Annotated in this window: 18 protein-coding genes; 12 read left to right on the forward strand and 6 right to left on the reverse strand. The window is 62.4% G+C overall.

Annotated elements, in window-relative coordinates; translation table 11 throughout:
- Nucleotides 1–3 precede the first annotated feature (3 nt).
- Together CK218_RS20655 and CK218_RS20660 are read right to left on the reverse strand one after the other, a co-directional pair.
- On the reverse strand, nucleotides 4–819 hold the full coding sequence (locus CK218_RS20655; protein ID WP_095828715.1) for a PfkB family carbohydrate kinase: 816 nt from the start codon (nucleotides 817–819) through the stop codon (nucleotides 4–6).
- Between the two features lie 45 nt (nucleotides 820–864).
- Nucleotides 865–1,878, reverse strand: coding sequence for an SIS domain-containing protein (locus tag CK218_RS20660; RefSeq protein ID WP_095828716.1), 1,014 nt, complete (start codon nucleotides 1,876–1,878; stop codon nucleotides 865–867).
- Between the two features lie 186 nt (nucleotides 1,879–2,064).
- Here CK218_RS20660 and CK218_RS20665 point away from each other — a divergent pair, with 186 nt between their 5' ends.
- Nucleotides 2,065–2,796, forward strand: coding sequence for a GntR family transcriptional regulator (locus tag CK218_RS20665; RefSeq protein WP_095828805.1), 732 nt, complete (start codon nucleotides 2,065–2,067; stop codon nucleotides 2,794–2,796).
- Here the strand turns inward: CK218_RS20665 and CK218_RS30280 are convergent.
- Nucleotides 2,777–3,025 carry a hypothetical protein gene (locus CK218_RS30280; RefSeq protein ID WP_143749668.1) on the reverse strand — a complete coding sequence of 83 codons (249 nt, stop codon included), beginning with the start codon at nucleotides 3,023–3,025 and terminating at the stop codon, nucleotides 2,777–2,779. The genes CK218_RS20665 and CK218_RS30280 overlap by 20 nt on opposite strands.
- A gap of 194 nt (nucleotides 3,026–3,219) precedes the next feature.
- Between CK218_RS30280 and CK218_RS20670 the strand changes: the two genes are divergently transcribed.
- The 3 genes from CK218_RS20670 to CK218_RS20680 all read left to right on the forward strand — a co-directional run bounded on the left by CK218_RS20670 (nucleotide 3,220) and on the right by CK218_RS20680 (nucleotide 6,006).
- Nucleotides 3,220–3,798: a TetR/AcrR family transcriptional regulator gene (locus CK218_RS20670; protein WP_095828717.1), complete on the forward strand. Its 579-nt coding sequence runs from the start codon at nucleotides 3,220–3,222 to the stop codon at nucleotides 3,796–3,798.
- Nucleotides 3,799–3,837: 39 nt separating this feature from the next.
- Complete coding sequence (gene fabF / locus CK218_RS20675; protein ID WP_095828718.1) at nucleotides 3,838–5,112, forward strand: beta-ketoacyl-ACP synthase II; 1,275 nt, start codon at nucleotides 3,838–3,840, stop codon at nucleotides 5,110–5,112.
- Nucleotides 5,113–5,190: 78 nt separating this feature from the next.
- On the forward strand, nucleotides 5,191–6,006 hold the full coding sequence (locus tag CK218_RS20680) for an oxidoreductase (protein WP_095828719.1): 816 nt from the start codon (nucleotides 5,191–5,193) through the stop codon (nucleotides 6,004–6,006).
- A gap of 72 nt (nucleotides 6,007–6,078) precedes the next feature.
- Here CK218_RS20680 and CK218_RS20685 read toward each other — a convergent pair whose 3' ends face one another.
- Nucleotides 6,079–8,028, reverse strand: a complete 1,950-nt coding sequence (locus CK218_RS20685; RefSeq protein ID WP_245435118.1) for a GGDEF domain-containing phosphodiesterase — start codon at nucleotides 8,026–8,028, stop codon at nucleotides 6,079–6,081.
- A 402-nt stretch (nucleotides 8,029–8,430) separates the two neighbouring features.
- Between CK218_RS20685 and CK218_RS20690 the strand changes: the two genes are divergently transcribed.
- Together CK218_RS20690 and CK218_RS20695 are read left to right on the forward strand one after the other, a co-directional pair.
- Entirely contained in the window at nucleotides 8,431–9,966 is a 1,536-nt protein-coding gene (locus CK218_RS20690) for an FAD-dependent oxidoreductase (protein WP_095828721.1), read from the forward strand.
- Nucleotides 9,967–10,236: 270 nt separating this feature from the next.
- Complete coding sequence (locus CK218_RS20695) at nucleotides 10,237–10,422, forward strand: hypothetical protein (RefSeq protein ID WP_066992988.1); 186 nt, start codon at nucleotides 10,237–10,239, stop codon at nucleotides 10,420–10,422.
- A gap of 54 nt (nucleotides 10,423–10,476) precedes the next feature.
- On the opposite strand, the gene CK218_RS20700 is transcribed toward CK218_RS20695, so the two are convergent.
- Nucleotides 10,477–10,809 (reverse strand): hypothetical protein, encoded by a 333-nt coding sequence (locus CK218_RS20700; RefSeq protein ID WP_143749669.1) that lies wholly within the window; start codon nucleotides 10,807–10,809, stop codon nucleotides 10,477–10,479.
- A gap of 325 nt (nucleotides 10,810–11,134) precedes the next feature.
- On the opposite strand from CK218_RS20700, the gene CK218_RS20705 reads away from it, so the two are divergent.
- The 4 genes from CK218_RS20705 (at nucleotide 11,135) to CK218_RS20720 (ending at nucleotide 12,985) form a co-directional block, all read left to right on the forward strand.
- Nucleotides 11,135–11,365: a hypothetical protein gene (locus CK218_RS20705; RefSeq protein WP_066992985.1), complete on the forward strand. Its 231-nt coding sequence runs from the start codon at nucleotides 11,135–11,137 to the stop codon at nucleotides 11,363–11,365.
- A 362-nt stretch (nucleotides 11,366–11,727) separates the two neighbouring features.
- Nucleotides 11,728–12,033: a hypothetical protein gene (locus CK218_RS20710; RefSeq protein WP_066992982.1), complete on the forward strand. Its 306-nt coding sequence runs from the start codon at nucleotides 11,728–11,730 to the stop codon at nucleotides 12,031–12,033.
- Nucleotides 12,034–12,375: 342 nt separating this feature from the next.
- On the forward strand, nucleotides 12,376–12,675 hold the full coding sequence (locus tag CK218_RS20715) for a DUF982 domain-containing protein (protein ID WP_095828723.1): 300 nt from the start codon (nucleotides 12,376–12,378) through the stop codon (nucleotides 12,673–12,675).
- 22 nt (nucleotides 12,676–12,697) lie between these two features.
- The gene (locus tag CK218_RS20720) at nucleotides 12,698–12,985 is read left to right on the forward strand and encodes a DUF982 domain-containing protein (RefSeq protein WP_095828724.1); all 288 of its coding nucleotides are present in this window, start codon (nucleotides 12,698–12,700) and stop codon (nucleotides 12,983–12,985) included.
- Between the two features lie 51 nt (nucleotides 12,986–13,036).
- Here the strand turns inward: CK218_RS20720 and CK218_RS20725 are convergent, their stop codons facing one another.
- On the reverse strand, nucleotides 13,037–13,546 hold the full coding sequence (locus CK218_RS20725; RefSeq protein WP_095828725.1) for a DUF892 family protein: 510 nt from the start codon (nucleotides 13,544–13,546) through the stop codon (nucleotides 13,037–13,039).
- 212 nt (nucleotides 13,547–13,758) lie between these two features.
- Here CK218_RS20725 and CK218_RS20730 point away from each other — a divergent pair, with 212 nt between their 5' ends.
- Both CK218_RS20730 and CK218_RS31420 read left to right on the forward strand, forming a co-directional pair.
- Nucleotides 13,759–13,947, forward strand: coding sequence for a DUF3606 domain-containing protein (locus CK218_RS20730; RefSeq protein ID WP_095828726.1), 189 nt, complete (start codon nucleotides 13,759–13,761; stop codon nucleotides 13,945–13,947).
- A 44-nt stretch (nucleotides 13,948–13,991) separates the two neighbouring features.
- Entirely contained in the window at nucleotides 13,992–14,114 is a 123-nt protein-coding gene (locus CK218_RS31420; protein WP_280940525.1) for a hypothetical protein, read from the forward strand.
- Nucleotides 14,115–14,269 lie beyond the last annotated feature (155 nt).

Raw genomic sequence — 14,269 nt, forward strand, 5'->3', positions numbered from 1 at the left:
ACTTCAGTGCGGCATTCCCTCCTGGGGGAAGCCGCCGAGATGGCAGCAGGTCAGCGCGGCGCGATCGCGGCCGCTTTCGAGACATTGCAACAGCGGCTTTTTGGCCAGCCAGGCGTGGAGAAAGCCGGCAATGAAACTGTCGCCGGCGCCGGTCGTGTCGACGACCTCGACCGGACGGATGCCGGTCTCGGCGCGCTCGCGGGCCGTGAACGCCATCGACCCCTCGGCACCGCGCATGACGACGGCGCAGCCTGCGCCGCGCGACAGAAGATCCGCCGCCATCGCCGCCGCGGCACCATAGGGTTCGCCGGTCGAGCAGAAGGCTATGCTCAGGCCCTCGACGCCGAGATTGGCCGGATCGGCGTTGACCGAAATGTCCTGCGAGACGCTGACGCCTGCCCGCGACAGGCGCCTGCGCAAGGCGCCGCCGTCATCCAGCCAGCCGATATGGACGTGATTCATCGCCTCCAGGATCGCAAGTTCGGCCTCGTGCGGCGCGTATCCGGCGCAGGCGCCGAAATCCTCGGCAGCGATCAGCCGCTCACCTGACGGCAACACTTTGATGTCGGTCCAGGCGGTTTTGCGGTCGCCGACTCGCAGGTGGTCGACCACGACCCGATTGGCTTCGAGCTCGGCGCGGGTGCGCTCGCCTTCGGCGTCGCGGCCGACGGCGCCGAAATAGAAGCTCCTATTGCCAAGCCGGGCGAGTTGGACGGCGACGTTGAGCGCGTTGCCGCCGACCAGCGAGCGCCCGATCGGCAAGCCGAGGCGGTCAGTGCAATTGTCGCCGACGGCGGCAAATCGAAATTGAGCCGTCATATCCCCTCTGCTACGCCATGAAGCGCTGCCGCTAAAGGCAAGCGCTCAATAGGCTACGCGTTTATAGTAGCGGCGCGTCGTCAGCGGGTGGTTGCGGATCACCTCGAGATGAGCACTGACGCGTTCGAGGGCGGTGGCCAGCACGACCGGCGAAACCAGCGCGCGCACGTCCGCAGAAATCCCGGGCAGTTCGAAGGCGGCCGTGTCGAGCACCGTCGTCTTGTCCGTGTAATTAGCTGCGAAATTCTCGACCCGCTCGGCCAGCGGCCGGGCGCTGTCCTCGCCCTTGAAGAGAACCACGCTCACGTCTTTTTCCACCAGCTCCAGCGTGCCGTGGAAAAAATCGGAGGCATGCACCGGACGGGTCCGGATCCATTGCATCTCTTCCAGGATGCACATGCCGTAATACCAAGCCTGCGGCCAAACGTTCCCGGCGCCGGTTATGATGTGATAGTCGGAGGCGGCCAGTTTTCGGGCGAAGTCGGCGGCTTGCTTTTCATAGCTCCGCTTCACCTCCAGCAGCAATCGCGGCAACTGCGCCAGTTCGGCGAAAATTCGTTCGGATTCGGCCAGCTCGCCCCGATGCTTCAGCACCGAAAGCGCGATGAACAGCGACTGGAGGTAGAAGGACTCGCAGGAGGTGTCGTCCTCAGCGAAGTTGACGAAGACGTGGTCCCCGCCCGCGCCGAGCGGCGTGTCCTCATGCCCGACCAGCGCGATCACCGTCGCTCCGATCTCCCTGATCCTGGCCAGCAGCGCCACGCTTTCCTTGGTGGTGCCCGAGAGCGAAGGCAGCACGACGATCGATTTCTCGGTCAGGTGCACGGATTGGGCAAGCTGCAGCTCGGCAGTGATATCGACGAAGGCGGGAAAGCCGGACCGGCGCTGCAGCAATTGCGCGGCCGGTTGCATCAGAATCGCCGCGCCCCCGGTGCCGAGGAAGAAGATGTTTTGTGCCCCGCCGGCGAGACATTGCGCAACGGCGGTTTCGATGCGCTCCCGCAAGGCCACCGCCCCCGATTGAATGCGTACAAACCGGGCTTCGTCGAAATTGAGCATCGTTCCCTCGATCGCTTCTGTTGTAAGACAACTGACATCTCCATGAGGGCATTTCAAGAGAAATCTTGCGGACCGGCTCCGGTCCATTTGGGTGTGCAGCATGTGAAGCGGCACGACATGCCCCGCTTGACCTAGCCGCGATTGTCCGACAACAAAAGGAGAGTTGGCACAATGGGGATAACGGACTTGGACGAGCCGCTTCGCGATGCGCGCACATTGGCGGTCCAGCTCCGAGACCGCCTTGCCGACCTGATCAGAAGCGAGGGGCTCAAGCCCGGCGACCGGCTGCCGACCGAGTCGCAGTTGACGCAGCGCTTCCGCATCTCGCGCCCTGCCCTGCGCGAAGCGCTGAAGCTTCTCGAACAAGACGGCGTCATTTCCGTCACCCACGGCCTCGGCCGCTTTGTCACGGCGAGCTCTGCCGTGCAGGTCGACCGGCCGATCACGATGTTCGAAAGCGTGACCGACATGTCGCGCCATTATGGCTACGACACCATCAACAAGGTTCTGTCGATCGCCGAGGAAACGCCCGATCCGGTCATCCAGCAGCAATTGCGGCTGGCCGACGGAGAGCGCGTCATAAGGCTTGAACGGCTGCGGCTGCACAACGACGTGCCCCTGATCTACTCGCTGGATTACGTGCCGCGCGGCCTTTTGCCCGGCCGCCTTTTCGACATCGAATGGAGTGGTTCGCTGCTCGCGCTGTTGGAGAAAAACCGCCATCAGCCGCGTATGTCGGCCGCCTCGGTTTCAGCCGTGACGCTGCCGGACGAAATCGTGCAACGCAACGACCTGCGCGATTTTGGGCCGGCGCTGCTCATTACTGAAACCTGTTTCGATGCGACCGGGACACCGGTCGTCTATGCCGCTGTCTATCATCGCGGCAGCCATTTCGCCTTCAGCTTCGCAAGGCGGTGACGCCCAACGCCGGCGATTCGGGCCGGCGACGGCGGTGTTCGCCGGGACGCTGCCGCATGGGAATTGAGTTCGAGAAGAAGCCTTCGAACAGGTCCTCTGGTTCAAGTTTTTTTCTTAGGCCCTGGCCAACGAACGCTCTGAGATCCATCCCTGTCCGGCAGTCGCACGCTGCGCGTCCGGGCGGCGTGTTGGCGCTCATCTGCTTGTCGCCCTCGGTCGAGACCGTCACCTCCCCGCCGGATCTCCAGAACGCGTAGAGCTGTTCCGGGTAGCCCGGCCCACGGAATCCCGGTCGGCGGGCGCATCTGGCCTGCCGCAAACCTACGCCCCGACAAGCCGCCTATCCCGGATCCTTAATTAGATTGCGCTCAGTCTCTAAATGGCATATAGATTTCGTACGCAATCTAAATATGGAGGCCGATCATGCGCGTGAGCCGCATTCAGGCTGAGAAGAACCGGCAGACCGTGATCGACGTGGCCAGCCGCCTTTTTCGGGAACATGGGTTCGACGGCATCGGCCTCAAGGATCTGATGAAGGGTGCGGGGCTGACCCAAGGCGCCTTCTACAAGCAGTTCGCGTCGAAGGAGGACTTGGTCGCACAGGCTTCCAGACGGGCGGTGGAGAGTACGGCTGCCCGATGGGCGACGGCGACCGCAGCCAATCCCCGCGATCCGCTTGGGGCGGTGATGGCATTCTACCTCAGCATGGGCCATCGCGAGCAAAGGATGGACGGCTGCCCGGTCGCGGCGCTCGGCTCGGATGCCGCGAGACAGGGGGCCGAGGTGAAAGGGTCATTCGAAGCCGGCATCAAGCAGTATCTCGAAATCATCGGCCGGTTGATCGCCGCGGCCGATGGCGAAGAGCCCAGCAGCAAGGCCATGGCCATTCTTTCGACGATGGTCGGCGCGCTGACGTTGTCGCGCGTCGTCAACGACCCCGACCTCGCTCAGGCCTTTCTGGATGCGGCCACCGAACAGGTTCGCGACGCAGTCACGGCTTGAACGGCGCGGGACTGACGACCGGGATTGATAGGAGAATAGATGCGACGGATCGTTGTAACGGGCATGGGCGCGGTCACGCCGCTTGCGGCGGATGTCGAGACGTCCTGGTCGCGTCTCCTGGCCGGCCGCTCTGGTATCCGCAGGCTTGCGGACGAGGTGGTGGAAGATTTGCCGGCGAAGATCGGCGGCGTGGTTCCTTCCCTGGAGGATGATCCCCAAGCCGGCCTCGATCCGAACGGTTTCCTGGCGCCGAAGGATCAGCGCAAGGTCGACCGCTTCATCCTGTTCGCGCTGGCCGCTGCAGAAGAGGCGCTTGCCCAGGCGAGATGGAAACCGGCCTCAGAAAAGGATCGGGTTCGCACGGCGACGATCATCGCTTCAGGTGTCGGAGGTTTTCCCGCCATCACCGAGGCGGTACGGACCGTCGACCAGCGCGGCGTTCGGCGCCTTTCACCGTTTACGGTGCCGTCTTTCCTGGTGAACCTCGCGGCTGGCCACGTCTCGATCCGCTACGGCTTCAAAGGCCACATCGGCGCACCGGTAACCGCATGCGCCGCCGGCATCCAGGCAATCGGCGATGCGGCTCGCATCATCCGCGCCAATGAGGCCGATATCGCTTTGTGCGGCGGCACCGAGGCATGCATGAACACCGTCAGCTTGGGCGGCTTTGCAGCGGCACGCTCGCTTTCGACCTCCTGCAATCACCGCCCCGATCAGGCTTCTCGTCCGTTCGACATGTCGCGGGACGGGTTCGTCATGGGCGAAGGCGCCGGTATCCTCGTCATCGAGGAATTGAGCCATGCGCTGGCTCGCGGCGCGAAACCGCTCGCCGAGGTCGTCGGCTACGGCACCACGGCGGATGCCTATCATGTCACTTCCGGCCCCGAGGACGGCGATGGCGCGCGACGTGCGATGGAGATCGCGATTGCCCAGGCCGGCATCTCGCCACGCGAGATCCGCCACCTCAATGCGCATGCGACCTCCACGCCGGTGGGCGACCTGGGAGAAATCGAAGCGATCAAAAGGGTCTTCGGCGCGGATTTCTCGATCGCCGTCAGCGGGACCAAGTCGGCGACCGGACACCTGCTCGGCGCTGCCGGCGGGCTCGGCGCGATCTTCACGATATTGGCGCTCAGGGACCAGGTGGCGCCGCCAACCCTCAATCTGGGCGCGCCCGATCCGGCCGGCGACGGGATAGACTTCGTCGCTAACCAAGCCCGGCCAATGGGAATGGACTACGCGATCTCCAATGGTTTTGGCTTCGGAGGTGTGAACGCCAGCGCGCTGTTCCGGCGCTGGGACGGACAGGCATGAACGGTCGAGCCGCTCCCTGGCTGAGGCTTTTGTTTCGGCCTTCCGATTTCCCCACTCCAGCCGCAAGAAAGTGATCTCATGAAAAAGACCAATCCTGGCGTCGCCCTCGTCACAGGGGCATCCTCGGGCATCGGGCGCGCAACAGCCGCAGCCCTCCGGAACGCGGGCTTTCGCGTGTTCGGAACCAGCCGTCGCGCGATCTCCGAGCAGTCCGATGGCGTTACCATGCTGACCGGCGACGTGACCGACGACGCGTCCGTATCGAAGCTGGTCGAAGAGGTGCTGGCCGAAACAGGGCGCATAGACCTGCTCGTCAACAATGCCGGCATCGGCCTGCTCGGCGGCGCGGAGGAATCCTCGACTGCGCAGGCTCAGGCGCTGTTTGATGTCAATGTCTTTGGTGTCATCCGGATGACCAACGCGGTGCTGCCGACAATGCGACGCCAACGGAGCGGCAGAATCGTGAATTTGAGTTCCGTGCTGGGCCTGATTCCGGCTCCCTATTCCGCTCTCTATGCGTCGACCAAGCATGCGATCGAAGGCTACTCAGAATCGCTAGACCATGAACTGCGGTCGTTCGGAATTCGCGTGGTGCTGGTCGAGCCCGCCTACACCCGCACGTCGTTTGAAGAAAATCTCGCCAGGCCCGATCAGTTGCTGGACATCTATGGCACCGCGCGCGCCGGCATGGATGTGGTTCTGCGGAAAGCCATCGAGACAGGCGATGCGCCCGAGATCGTGGCCAAGACGGTCTTGCAAGCGGCGACCGCCTCCATTCCACGGAGGCGCTATGCTGCCGGAAAAATGGCTCGCCAGATCAGCTTGCTGCGCCGTTTCGTTCCCGAATCCGCCTTCGACAAGAGCCTGCGAAAGCAAAACGGCCTGCCGGCCTGATATCCAAGTCGCCGACAGGGTCCTTCGAGGCTCTCTGACACAGGAGTTGGGCAGCCGCAGCCGCCCACCCCCTTAGGCGGCGCTGCCGGTTCGGCGCGACGGGAGTTGCCCGGGATCACAGGCGGCCCTTGCGGCGGCAGAGGTGTCGAAATGCCTCGGCTCGAAGGCCAGCGCATCGTGCATGGGAAGCGCTGCCGAGAAGAGGAAGCCCTGCCCGATCATGCAATCGAGCGAGCGCAGGATCAGGCGATCGGCGTCCGTTTCGACCCCCTCCGCCATGACCTCTATGCCAAGCGTTCGTCCGAGATCAATGACCGCCTTGACCAGCGCCTGATCTTCCACGGACTTGGCCAGATCGCGAACGAAGTCCTTGTCGATCTTGATCTTGCGGATCCGACTGTCCTTCAGCGAAACCAGGGTCGAAAAGCCGGTGCCGAAATCGTCCAGCACGATCGATATGCCCGCGTCCGCCAGGCGTTCCAGCTTTTCGTCGACCCGGGCGCGATCCACGGGCGCCTCTTCGGTGATCTCTATCTCGAGCATGGCCGCGGGGACATTCCTCGTCTTCAGGATGTCCAGCATCATATCGTCGACATTGCCTGCCTCGAGTTCACGCGGCGACAGATTCATCGCAACGCGCACATCCTGGCGCCCTTTCCTCGCCAGTTCCTCGATCATGGAGCAGCAATTGAGAAAGACCTTCTCCGTCAGCAAGGAAAGCAGACCGGTTTCGCGTGCCGCTGTCACGATCTCCGGCGGGGGAATGGCGCCGTGAACCGGGTGCTGCCACCGCAGCAGCGCTTCGAAGCCGGCGACCGCTTGCGTGTCCAGCCGAACGATGGGCTGGAACCAGGAGCAAAGCGTGCCTCTCTCGATGGCTGCGCGCAGGTCGCGCTCGATGCAGTGCTTGCGTTCGAGCCCTTGATCGAGCTCGGCATCGAAGAGGCAGTATTCGTTCCTGCCGCTGCGCTTGGCCGCGTAAAGCGCGAAGTCGGCGCGCAGCAGCATCTCCGTCAGTCGCGGTGTCTCCGATACGTAGATACCGATCGAGGCGCCGACACGCACCGATTTCAATGCCGGATCCGGATTGGCGATGGCCGCGATGATCAAGGACGCAAGCTCGTCTATCGAGTGCTGCGAGCTTGCGGCGGGAAAGAGCAGCACGAACTCGTCGCCGCCGATGCGCGCGATCGTTGCCCCCGGCGGCGCGTGGTTCTCTATCCTGCGCGCGACCCGGACCAGCAGGTCGTCGCCGATATTGTGACCATAGGTGTCATTGACGGATTTGAAGCCGTCGAGATCGATCAGCATGGTCACGAACGGACCGTCGGAAAAACCCATCTCGCCGATTGCGTGCTCGAGCCCGTGCCTGTTGAGCAAGTTCGTCAGCGGATCGCACCTGGAGTTTCGTTCCATCCGGGCCGCGAACGCCCGCGCTTCGTATTTGAGGCGGCTCGTCTCCTTGAAGCGAGCCTGCCCGAGCAGCGAGCTTCTGATCATGCCTCCAAGAAAAAGCAGGACCGTGAAGCCGAGGACGTAGTTCTCGATATTGCCTTTCGCCAACACGCATCCTGCGGCGATCAGAAGCGGCAATGTCAAGAAGTTGATCGAAGCCGGCGCGTATGACGCACCATAGGTGACCGAACCGGCCGACAGGCCGGCGAGGACGACCAGATAGAGCGGCGCCTGGGGAGTGGTGTATCCATCCGACAGCACGGCCAGAAAAGACCAGGCGATGCCCGATGCCAGCGCCAACAGCCCGTAAACGGAAAGTCGCGCATCGACCGGACTCGACCGGCTATCGGGCCCATCAAAGGCAATTTCCGGCTGGGCGAGCGCCAGCCCTATGCGGGCGCCGTTGATGATGGTGACCGCCGCAAACCACAGAACCGCCGCCGGGCCACCGCCCGAGAGCATCTGCACGGCCAGGATCAGGGCCGAGAGAACGGTGCCGATGGGCATCGAGATGAAAAGGCCCTTCTTCAGGTCAGCGAACTGATCCCGCAGAATTCCCGCTTCCACGGCTTCGCTTTGCCCCTGAAGGGCTGAATCTGGGCCAGGCTGGTCGGAATCTCTCATGCCTAGTGGCTAAACGAGCGGAATGAAAATCGCGTTAAGGATTTCAGCGACTTACGGCGCATCAGTCATCGATAGGCGGGCGCGACGGTCCGGCCCGCCTCCCCCGGTGTGGCCGGAGCTTGCGAAAATCTGTCGGTCCGTTGGGAACCGATCTGACGAAACTCCATCAAATCATTCTTCGGTCGCTACGGTCACCAAAGGATGGGCGTCGATGTCGCGACGGGCCTCGAACTTTGCTCATCGACTGGCGCAAGCAAGCCAGGCGATCATTGATTTGCCCAAACCAGCGTCGGGAGTCAGTCTGGCTCGGTCGGACTCCAATCGAATAGCGCAGGGAGAAAGAAGATGGCTCAAGACCACTCTAAATCGAGCGGACCGGATCTGGCCCAAGGTATCGCGCTATCCGACCTTGCCGATGGCGCAAAGCTGGTCGGTCACTATGGCGATGAACAGGTGCTGTTGGTGCGCCGCGGGACAGAGGTCTTCGCAATCGGGGCGGCGTGCACGCATTATGGCGGGCCGCTGGTCGACGGTCTTGTCGTGGAGGATACCGTTCGATGTCCGTGGCACCACGCCTGCTTCGATTTGCGCACCGGCGAAGCCGTGCGTGCGCCTGCGTTCAGTCCACTCGCCTGCTGGTCGGTGGAACAGCGCGGCGATCGCATTTTCGTGGGCGAGAAGCGCAAGCGAGCGGCTCAAAAGCCCGGCAGCGGAGGCACTGGCCAGTTTGCCGGCAGAATCGTGATCGTCGGAGGCGGCGCGGCTGGTTTCGCAGCCGCCGAAAGACTGCGTCGTGAAGGCCATCAGGGCAGCATCGTCATGCTCAGCGACGACGAGGCGCCGCCCGTCGATCGCCCCAACCTTTCCAAGGATTACCTCGCCGGCAAGGCGCCGTCGGATTGGGTTCCGCTGCGCGGGGAAAGCTTCTATGCCAAGAACGGCATTGATCTGCGCCTCAAGACCAGCGTCGCCGACATCGATGTCGGGTCCGGCGAGGTCGTGCACGCAGACGGGAACCGAACTGCCTACGACCGTTTGCTGCTTGCTACGGGAGCCGAACCGGTCCGCCTCACGATCCCGGGCGCCGATCAGCCACAGGTCCATACGCTGCGCTCGCTCTCCGACTGCAGCACGATTATCGAGCAAGCCGAGACGGCCCGCAGCGCCATCGTGCTGGGCGCCAGTTTCATCGGCCTCGAGGTTGCCGCGTCCCTGCGTGCGCGGAACATCGAAGTTCATGTCGTCGCGCCCGACGAACGCCCGATGGAGCGGGTCCTCGGGCCGCAGATGGGCGACTTCATCCGCAGCCTCCACGAGCAAAATGGCGTCGTCTTTCATCTCAAGGACACCGCGACCGCCATCGACGGCACGAACGTGCAACTGAGCAGCGGCCTTACGCTGACCGCGGATCTCATCGTCGCCGGCATCGGCGTGCGGCCGCGGCTCGGGCTTGCCGAAAAGGCTCGGCTCAGGCTCGACCGCGGCATCATGGTGGATGCCTTTCTGGAGACGAGCGCGCCGGGCATTTTCGCGGCAGGCGACATTGCGCGATGGCCCGATGCCCACTCCGGCGAAAACATCAGGGTCGAGCACTGGGTGGTCGCAGAAAGGCAGGGACAGACGGCAGCTCTGAACATGCTCGGACAGCGCGAGAAATACACTGCCGTGCCGTTCTTCTGGAGCCAGCATTATGACGTCCCGATCAACTACGTTGGACATGCGGAGCGATGGGACGAGATCGCGGTGGAAGGCGACATCGCCGCCAAAGATTGCCTCCTGCGTTTCAAGCGCAAGGGACGCACACTGGCGGTCGCCTCGATTTTTCGCGACATCGAAAGCCTGAAGGCCGAATTGGAGATGGAACGCCAGAGCGCTACCTGATGAAGCATGCAGAGGCCGCTTAGCGCAGCGCACGCACGGAGGCGGCCGGCGTCGGTCTGCAATGCGCTCAAATCCGACATCCGACCGGAACGGCCGACCGCTGCAAATGTGATGCAGTTGAGGACCAAAGGCCGTTTTGCCGATTCAGGCGGGTCTGGCGACGGCTGATTTGCCGCCATGCGATCGGCGGTACCAATGGCCTACGAAAAGCAACAACGGCGATGAAACCTTTCAGGGCTTCTTTCCGTTCGGTCGGAGGAGGATCCAACAATGACCGAACCCGGCGAAAGCAGTTCCCATAACCGGATCGACGACAAGCAGCTCGTCATTTTGCTGAAACAGAAAACAGGCATTTCGGACGCGCAAGCCAGGAGGCTGATAAAAGCGGTTGGACGCGATCGTCCTGCGCTGTTGCGGGAAGCCAGAATCATCAGGGCGAGGCACTCGGGCGTCTAGTTCACGCCGCCGCTTGAGCCGGTCGATGGACCTTTCCGAAAAACGGCCATCCCCTCAGCGTGCGACCAGCCGAGAAACCTTGAGCTGCGGCGCGAAGAAGCAGCGCAAATAGGGCTGATTGGTTATCACGTAGTTGTTTTCGCAGATATGATATTGGCCGTCCGGCGATTCCTGAACCCGATCTCGCGGGATGTTGAAACCGTCGGGCAAATAGGTATAGCCGCCGTCGGCTCTGGACCGCACCGAAGACTGCGGGATGGCGCGGCAATCTTGACCGCCGCAGCACTTGAATTTCGTTACCGGGTCAATCTTGTCTTCGTACCAATCATGCGCATTGGCGCCTGTTGCGGCGGCAATGCACATGGCTGTGAAGATGACCCTTCGCATGGCATTCCTCGTGTGCGGAGGCGCTGCTCATTCGGGCGTCATGTATATTAGCGTTGCGCCGAAAATGCCATCGGCTTGGCCAAGGCCCGGCACGGCAGCCGTCTGCCTCGCCCGCTCACACCAGCCATCGTTGTGGATGGTCTCGCCGGGCATGAACGCGTTCTGCATAGATACAGACGGGCGGGCGCGCGATGTCGGAGGGCGTGGCGAAGCGCTTTCAGTCGTTGGTTGGTGCGTCTCGCTGCCCCAGAATCGCTGTGCCTCCTGGCGGCATGCACAAGAATCGGCGGCTTGCGCAGACCTGCCGATTGCGAGATGGTGGGCCATGATCGCCGGTAGGTATCTGGATCACAAATTGGAATGCCCGTATTGCGGTGTGATCCGGTTGCAGATCCCCATCGATGCTCAACCCACTACCCAAATCCATTGTGCCGAATGCGGCAAATATCTGGGTACGTGGGACGAACTCCAGACCGACTTCGAGCGCCAGGGCGGCACCGAGGGGGTGTTCCGTCTGGACAAAGGGCGTATCCAGAAGCTCGCTTCCAGCCAATGACGGACCGCCGGCGGCAGCCAAGCCCGGAATTGGCGGGAACTAATTTCTGACTTGAACGTTGCGCCGCCATAGGGGACTCCCCATGGCGCTCACATCTGACAGTCAGTCACAGGAATCTGTTGTTCAACGGCTTGTCCGGGAGATCGGTATTACCGAAGCGCAGGCTTTAGAACTTGTTTCTTTCTTAGGCTTGAATTGGGGTTCGCTCGTTCGCGAGGCGAAGGCACTGTCGCGCAGGAAGTAGCCTGTTGACGAGCCAGATCCGGTTTTCTTGCACGCGTGCCAAGGCACGCGCTGGAAAGTGCGCAAAGATACATTAGCGATCGCTTGACGAATCCGCTGGCCGCACCAGTCTTGCGTCTATGGCAAGAGGCATCAAGGTCGGAGACGAGGTCGCCATCACCGCAACGGTTCGCCGGCGGGTGACGGAGGACCGCGTCAGCGTGTCGATTCCCTCCTATGAGCAGCCGCATTCGATCATCGACCGCACGTCGACCGTGAAGAGAGGCCAGCCGATCGAGCTCGTCGGAGATGTAACGCGCGTCAATGGGGACCGGGTGACCGTGAAGCTCGGCGTACCGGTTACAGTGGACATCGACAAGGTCAGGCTGGTGACCACCAGCAAGCCTCCCGCGCGAAAGCCACCGGTGGTTCAGCGGCCGGCGTAAGGAAGACTGTGCCTGCCGGCAGTTCCGGACGGAAACCCGAGTCACGCTTTCTAGAATTGCTCCGGCAAAAACCCGCCCGGGGAGGAGCGCGGGCGGGTTTTCGCAAGAGCGGCCACATGACCCGCTCACGGATGGCGGCCCTCATTTCGGAGCACGATTCGCCCCGCCGCTGCGTACCGAACAGCAACACCCCGCGGAAGGTTCCCATCGAGCCGAACGCTCCCGCACGCGCCCTCATCTTGACGGCCAAAAACCGCAAACCCATATCGCAGCCAGGCCAGGATCGCTGCCGGTTCCGGCCCGTCTCAGAACTCAAATTGTTCGTTCGACTTGGAGGATCTTATGAACGATCGGATGTTTGACAGCCCTGTTTTCGTGAAGAGCGGGAACAGCCTCATCCAGGAAATCGCCTGCCTCGATGACGCCCTGGAATTTCTCTACGAATGGCCCAAGAACAGACGCGGCACCATCTACGAGACCGCCCTGCGTGCCTGTCAGCGAGCATTTGACAGCGACTATCCGCTAGCGGCCGCCAGGGACGCGTTCTGCGGCTTCGCAAAGTCGGTCAAAATCCACGAGGACGTGAGTGTCACTTTGCCTTGGATGACCGGCAAGGGCCCAGGCAGCGGCGTGGCTGCGTAGCAGCAAAAAGGAGGCAGTCGCGATGCTTGCAAAACCGTTCGAAAAGCCGATCCGCGTCTGGGTCGGACTGGGATTTCCGCGGCAGCTGAACACTGTCGTAGATGCTTATCAGTTCGTCGTCGACTGGTGTGGCAACAGCCCTGAGCAGAAGGCGGCGGTGCGTGCCTGCAAGGCCGCCTTGGCCGGCGAAATCGACGCAGAAACGGCGAGAGGCGTCTTCGTTGCCTTTGCCCGCCGGAAGGACATCCTCATCGAGGAGGGAGCAGTTCCGCTCCCAACTGGAAAGGCAGCCCAGCCGAAGCATGCTTGATGTGACCGAGGCGGCGGCCAACGCCGCCTCGTTTCCCCTGTAGGACGCGAACTAGCGCTTGGCGCTGTCGCTGTCGGCGTCGGCCCGGGCGAGGAATGTCTCGGTGACCTGCGGAAGATTGTCCTTCAGCCACTCGGCCATCGCTTCTTCTTCGCGCAGGTTCTGCTCGCAGACCCGAGCAATCTCGGTTTCACCCACGGCTTCAGCGGCAGCCATGAGGATCGTATAGGAAGCGATCTCCATATGTTCGAAGGTGTAGCTGGCCAGAGAGCCTTTCATCACCTCGTCGCCGGCGAACACGCCGCTGATCGACTGCGCCATTGCGGTCAGTTTTCCGCCTGCGTCCTTGAGTGTTGACGAACCTTCTTCCAGGCCATCGAGGCAAGACTTCAATCGTCTCGCCTGCTCCTTGGTCTCGGCGAGGTGAGCGCGGATGCGTTCGCTGAGGTCCGGATAGCTCTCGAGCCGGCCCAGCTGGCCGGACAGCATCGTCTGGGCTTGCTCTTCCATTGCGTGAGCATCCCTCAGCCACTGGATCAGCCATTCGCGGGATTCAGACATAGTTTGTTCCTCCTGGTTGGGTGCGCCCGAACCACAAGGACTGCGGATTGTTCCGTGGCGAGAGTGACGGGAGTGGGCATGACGAGCAGCAGGCCCGCGGCTCCTCGAAAAGCGTCGCTGACAGGACGGAAGCCGCGTCCGCATACCAACCTCCCAGAGGCTGGAACATTCCCAAAGGGAGGCGGTTTTATTCCTATCCAGGAGGAACAACCATGGCAGACGACACGACCAAGCGCGATATCCGCGACCGCGGCCGCGTGTCAGGCGATGAGGAATATGAGGTCGCCCACTTCGCGAGGAAATTCCAGCTGACAATCCCCGAGGCTCGCGACCTCATCAAAAAGCACGGAAACGATCGTGCGACGCTGGAGCGCGAAGCAAGGGCGGTGGCGAGCCGCTGACGGGCGTTCGCACTTGTGCGGAGATACTGCGAAGGAGACTTGACATGGCTAACAACCTATCCCGCGAGGAGGAGCAGCGTGGCACCAGCAGGGTCTTCATGTGGGGCAGCGTCGCTGCGGCCGCAATCTTTGTGGCCCTTCTGGCCCTATTTTGGTTCGGCTCGTGATTGCCGTCCGCCGCAAGGCCAAAGACCTTGCGGCGTACCACAGCCCTGCTCGACCGGTCGGGGCTGCGTCCTTAATTTGGGATTTCGAAATAAGGCAACCGACGGCATGGGCGGGGGGCGATGGGGAGCCGTCGGTTACCAGGAACAGGGGCCAT

This window comes from Mesorhizobium sp. WSM3879 (assembly GCF_002294915.1).
GTDB lineage: Bacteria > Pseudomonadota > Alphaproteobacteria > Rhizobiales > Rhizobiaceae > Mesorhizobium.